This window comes from Micrococcus sp. EWR3.9.1, from assembly GCF_052615555.1.
Genome location: NZ_JBQXFD010000035.1, coordinates 1 through 5,176, shown reverse-complemented (window position 1 = coordinate 5,176; position 5,176 = coordinate 1). Strand labels below are relative to the sequence as shown.

Below are 5,176 nucleotides of genomic sequence, written 5' to 3'. Positions count from 1 at the left end.
TACACCACTATCAGGGACTCAACTCGCGCCCTCGGCGCTCAAATGAGCCGTCTCGAGGCGCCCGCTGCTTAACTATGGGCCCCGGCCGTAGGGCGGTTCGTCAGTCGAGAGGGCTGCTTGTCGGGGGGGGCCTCGGCTCCGGTACGGTGACGGCAGGGCGTGCAGTCCGCATCACTGTCAGACAATTTCTGGGTCGGCATGAGCCGATTGTCCGGACCAAGGAGGCAAGACCGTGAGGCACGAACCGAGCTCCGGCTACGACGATCCGGCCGTGAACTACCGGGTCACGTGGAAGAACTTTGACGAGGGCGGCGAGGTTCACGAGCGGATCCTCACCGATCGCGACCAGGCGTGGGACTTCTATCAGGACAAGCAACGCTCGTCGCGCTCGTACGCAGCGACGTGGGACCACGTCCCCGCCCGGGAGTCCTGATACCGCCGCGACGTCCTTCGGTCGTCGTTGCCGTCCCTGCTCTCACCACCACCTGTCCGAGATACCCTATGAGCCATATGTGGTACACTTGTGCCGACGGACAGGGATCATGGAACACCCAGAGGCCGGCTGACGGCACCTCGGCGCCCCATCACCCCCTCCTGTCCGAGATCGAGCGATTCAGGACAGGCGGGAGAACAGCGAGTGGGCAACTACAAGTACACCAACGAGGGCGACGGGCAGGCGGACTTCTTCGAGGAGTTCGGCATCGACCCCGAAAGGGCGCTGATCCTCAACACGGACGGCGTTTGGAACGGCAACCTTCTCGAGTTCAAGGTCTCCATCTCTGACGTCAATGCCGTGCTCTTCCAGGCGGTCAAGTACCTGTCCAAGCTGCGCATCAACGGCCGCCCCGTGCCGGCGAACATGCTGCTCGTCGACCTCAACGCCGAGCGTGTCTACGTCTACAAGTCCGAGGACTACTTCGAGGACCTCCACCAGGTCTTCCTGACGTCGGCCTCCCGTGAAGTCGGAGGCTTCCGCGCGAAGTCCAGCCCCGAGGTCATCGACGACTACTTCGGTGCCGGGGCGCAGCGGGTGGTGGACCTGCTCAAGCAGACCGACGTGGTGCCCGTCCGCATCGACCACAACTGCGTGGTGGCCTGGGCTGAGCGGTTCTACCGCGAGGTCCGTGGATCCACCAAAGCCGACTTCCTGCGCGCAGAAATCAAGAAGGGTCCGCTCGGTGAGTTGAAGGACCCTCGGCACTTCAGGGGCGAGATCCTGCCCTATGAGGGCGATACCTACGAGGAGTTCAGCCACATCCTCGATCGCCTCAATGACAAGCTCAAGAAGATCGAGCTGGGTGCCTTCTACACCCCGGAGCCCTACGTCAAGAAGTCCTACGAGCTGCTGCGTGAGGCCATCGACCGAGTTCCGGCCGGCAATGACTACGTCATCATCGACCGCTGCGCCGGCACCGGCAACCTCCAGCGTTTCCTCACTGAGGAGGAGCTGTCCCACTGCATCGTGAACACCTACGAGGAGTTCGAGTACCTGGAGCTGGCCCGCGAGTTCAACCAGCGCGTGCGCGCTGTCATCCCGCCGACCTACAAGGCTGGTGACCCGAAGATGGGCCTGATGCTGAACGGTGACGCCCTCTCCGACCGCTTCGTGCTGGGCGCGCTCAACGCCGACGGCACCCGCACACCGAACGTCATCCAGCAGTACCTGGACGACCCGAAGTGCACGATCATCCTCTTCGAGAATCCGCCCTACTCAGACGTCGCTGGAGTGGAGTCGAACAAGGAGGACGTGCGGGGCACGTTCATCTGGAAGAACTCGTGGGTCAAGAAGCAGATGCAGCTGGCCATGAGCTACCGCGGAACCAGTGGTAAGGCGCTGAGAGACCTTTCGAGCCTGTTCATCTGGTCGGCATTCGAGTACTACCTTCGCCAGCCCACCGACTCCTACGTGGTCTTCTCCCCGCCGAAGTACTTCAAGTTTCACAACCTCGTCAACAAGAAGTACCTCCGGGGGTTCCTCTTCAACCGCAAGCACTTCCACGCAAGCACGCCTGCAGGAGTCGCCTGCATCCTGTGGTCTCAGGAAGATGAGCCGAACCGCACCTCCTTCGAGATGGAGATGTGGGACATCGACACCAAGACCAATGAGCTGGTCTCAGGGGCAAAGCACAAGGATTGGACCGGCGGGGCCACGATCACCGTGAAGAAGGCCTCGCGGGCGCTGTCTGATCTGTATGACCAGCGTGAGCCCACGGGCCCCGGTGTAGCCGTCGAGCTGAACGGAAACGAGACCACGCGGGAACTGCTCGGCGTCCCGAAGTACGACGACCAGACGGTCGGGTATTTGGTCACCAAGGGCCTCGGCTTCGAGAACGCCGACCTCAACTCGTCCTTGAACACCGCGCCCCGATACGACTTCATGGGGGCCTACCTGTTCCGGGACGCCTACCTGAAGCAGCTTCCCCTGTTCGCCGCCTGCCGCCTCGCCTCTGTCGGTCGCTACTGGATCCGGGGCGTCCTGAGCCGCAACGCGGACAGCGGCGACAACTTCAGCCATGACCAGGAGTTCCTCAAGGCCTGCCTGATCTTCACCGCCCTGGCCTACCACAACAAGTGCCGTTCGTTCACTGGCTCCGATGGCCGTGGGTATCGCAACGAGTTGTGCCTGGACGAGGGCACCGTCGCCTCTGAAGACCTCAAGACCTTCACCCTCGATCAGCGGGACAAGGACCTGCTTGAGCAGTGGGACAAGGTCCTGCAGATCGCCAAGACCACGAGGAACTACAACCCGGCGATCACCTACGGCACCTATCAGATCGCCCAGGACCTCAACACGAGCAAGAAGGTCAAGGTCGGCCGAGATATGAAGACCGTCTACGACTACCCGGTGCTCAACGGCGAGCTGAACACCCTCAAGAAGATGACGATGCAGTACCACGCTGAGGCTGTGACCCCGAAGCTGTGGGAGTACGGGCTGGTGAAGTGACCGTGCAGCTCGGGTACGCCCGCGTCAGCACCAGCCGGCAGGAGCAGTCCCTTGACACGCAGCGCGAGGCCTTGCTGACTGCCGGCTGCGACCCCGACCACTTCTTCCACGACACCATCTCGGGTCGGAAGTGGCAGCGGCCCGGGCTGGACGAGGCCATCGCCTACGCCCGGCCCGGGGACGTCCTGGTCGTCACGCGCCTGGACCGACTCGGTCGGGGCCTGCACGAGGCCGTGCAGACCATCGCCGACCTGGCTGAGCGCGGCATCGCCGTGCGCAGCCTGGACCCGCAGCTGGACACGAGCCGACCGGCGGACAAGGTCGTGGCGCACGTGATGCTCGCCCTCGCCGAATGGGAGCGTGACCTGCTCGTCACCCGCACCCGTGAGGGCGTCGCTCACGCCCGTGCTGCGGGTCGAGTGGCCGGCCCTAAGCCGAAGCTCTCCGCCGAGCAGGTTCATCTGGCCGCCCGCGCGGTCGAGGCCGGCGAGTCGGTGTCCTCCGTCGCCCGCTCCTATGGCGTCTCCCGTCAGACGCTCTACCGGGCCCTGGACCGCGTGAAGGCCTCCCAGGCCTAGACAGCCCCTCGCAGTCCCTCCAGGAGCCCCAGCGGCCCGTGGAGGGGCTGTGGCGTGTCTGGAGCATCTAGGGATGCCACGGGGCCTCCCATCCCCGCACAGCCGCAGCAGGAGCTGCGCCCGGGGGAGGGGGTGACCGGTGACAGTGCGACCGCACCGCCGCCACGCCCCCACGAGAGGAGACCGACGTGTCCGCACCAGCCACCGCCCCTGCCGTCCATTACGGCTACCGCACGCTTCGCCTGCCCGAGTTCGACCTGGAAGGTCACCTGTCCTACGACCTTCGCCAAAGCCAGCTGATCCTGACCGAGCTCAACGGTGATGCCGAGGTCCTGTCGGTCGACCTGCGTGCCGAGGGCTTCATTGCCTTCCCCGGCGAGGTCATCGTGAAGGACTGGTCCGAGCACGCCGGCCTCGCAGAGGCCCTGATCGACGCCGGCATTGTCACCCGGACCGAGACCCTCCGTGTCGGTCCGTTCGCATCGCGCGCGTACCGCTTGCAGCTTCTGGACCCGGAGGTGACGGGGCGATGAGCGAGACCACCACTTTCCGCATCATCACCCGACCCGAAGTCCACGTCTGCTGCCTGAAGTGCGAAGCCGAAGGACGTCGTCACGGCGCCTGGGTCCCCATCGACGAGGTCGACGAGGTCGGGACGGACGCAGTCCACCGAGGCCGCGTCGTCACGCTCGCCCGTGATGTCGACCTGCACATCGACACCGAGACCGCCGTCCTCGAGAGCCGCAACCTCCCCGTGGACGGCCCCCTGACGCCCGCCAAGCTCGAGGCGTGGCAGGCGGTCTACGAAGCCGTTGGAGAGGCTGACTGGGCGGCGTTCCTGGCCTGGGTCGATGCCGGGGCGTACGTCGAGGACGGAGACCGTCTGCCGTCCTCTGTGGCCTTCCAGGAGTGCTACGCGGGCGGCTGGGTCGACTTCGAAGGCTACGCGCGCGAGCTCGCGGACGAGACAGGGCTGATGGAGGACTGGCCGGAGGCGGCCCGGTCCTACTTCGACTGGGCCCGCTGGGCGAGGGATGCTCGTCACGACTACACCGTCGCTGACGGGCCGCACGGCGGAATCTTCGTCTTCCGGGACCTCTGACCCGGCTGGGAGCCCCTGACGGTTCCCGGAACCCGGTTCCTGGGACTCCCGCGGTTTCGCAGGTTTCCAAGAGGGCTACGGGGGGTCTGCTCCTCTCGGTTGCTGTTGGGCGCCCTCAGAGGCCGCTCGCGGCACCCTAGCGGGACGGCCGACCCCGGGTCAGTCGCCGTAGTCGCCCTCGCTCTCCTTTTGATGCCTCTCGTAGTCCGCGTAGCGAGCCTGGGCGGCCCCCAAGCTGCGGCGCGCGGCCGCCTGGCGGCGCTCCGCGGCGTCGGCCGCGTCGAAAACCCGATTCCGAGCCTCCTCCCGCTCGCGCCTCTGACGAACCCACTCGGCCGGGCTGTCAGCCGCCGCCCCGACGAGGAGCTCCTTCTCCAACGCCTTCCATGCATCCGAGCCCCGGACGCCGGCAGCCCCGAGAACCCTCTCTGCGGCTGTGGCATGGACGCGTCCGAGCGCCCGGCCGTCCGCCTCGACCGCGCGGCGCTGAATGGCCGTCTGGCGCGCCGCGGCGCGGACCTGATCGTCCTGCTCGCGCAGTGTCTCCTCCCT

At 65.9% G+C, this 5,176-nt stretch carries 6 protein-coding genes; 5 read left to right on the top strand and 1 reads right to left on the bottom strand.

What is annotated here, in order from left to right; translation table 11 throughout:
- The first annotated feature begins 232 nt into the window (after nt 1-232).
- From ACUJ8O_RS11370 to ACUJ8O_RS11350, 5 genes are all read left to right on the top strand, one after another.
- On the top strand, nt 233-433 hold the full coding sequence (locus tag ACUJ8O_RS11370; RefSeq protein ID WP_445373391.1) for a hypothetical protein: 201 nt from the start codon (nt 233-235) through the stop codon (nt 431-433).
- Between the two features lie 204 nt (nt 434-637).
- Nucleotides 638-2,944, top strand: a complete 2,307-nt coding sequence (locus ACUJ8O_RS11365; protein ID WP_445373390.1) for a hypothetical protein — start codon at nt 638-640, stop codon at nt 2,942-2,944.
- Nucleotides 2,941-3,522 carry a recombinase family protein gene (locus ACUJ8O_RS11360; RefSeq protein WP_445373389.1) on the top strand — a complete coding sequence of 194 codons (582 nt, stop codon included), beginning with the start codon at nt 2,941-2,943 and terminating at the stop codon, nt 3,520-3,522. Before ACUJ8O_RS11365 ends, ACUJ8O_RS11360 begins: the two co-directional genes overlap by 4 nt.
- A gap of 188 nt (nt 3,523-3,710) precedes the next feature.
- The gene (locus ACUJ8O_RS11355) at nt 3,711-4,055 is read left to right on the top strand and encodes a hypothetical protein (protein ID WP_445373388.1); all 345 of its coding nucleotides are present in this window, start codon (nt 3,711-3,713) and stop codon (nt 4,053-4,055) included.
- On the top strand, nt 4,052-4,624 hold the full coding sequence (locus ACUJ8O_RS11350; protein WP_445373387.1) for an antirestriction protein ArdA: 573 nt from the start codon (nt 4,052-4,054) through the stop codon (nt 4,622-4,624). The genes ACUJ8O_RS11355 and ACUJ8O_RS11350 overlap by 4 nt, the downstream gene beginning before the upstream one ends.
- Before the next feature lie 159 nt (nt 4,625-4,783).
- Here ACUJ8O_RS11350 and ACUJ8O_RS11345 read toward each other — a convergent pair.
- A partial coding sequence (locus ACUJ8O_RS11345; protein ID WP_445373386.1) for a hypothetical protein occupies nt 4,784-5,176 on the bottom strand: 393 nt, incomplete at its 5' end.

What these genes read in the sequence shown, in the direction of transcription:
- ACUJ8O_RS11350 (WP_445373387.1), top strand. Translation starts at nt 4,052, where the DNA reads ATGAGCGAGACCACCACTTTCCGCATCATCACCCGACCCGAAGTCCAC.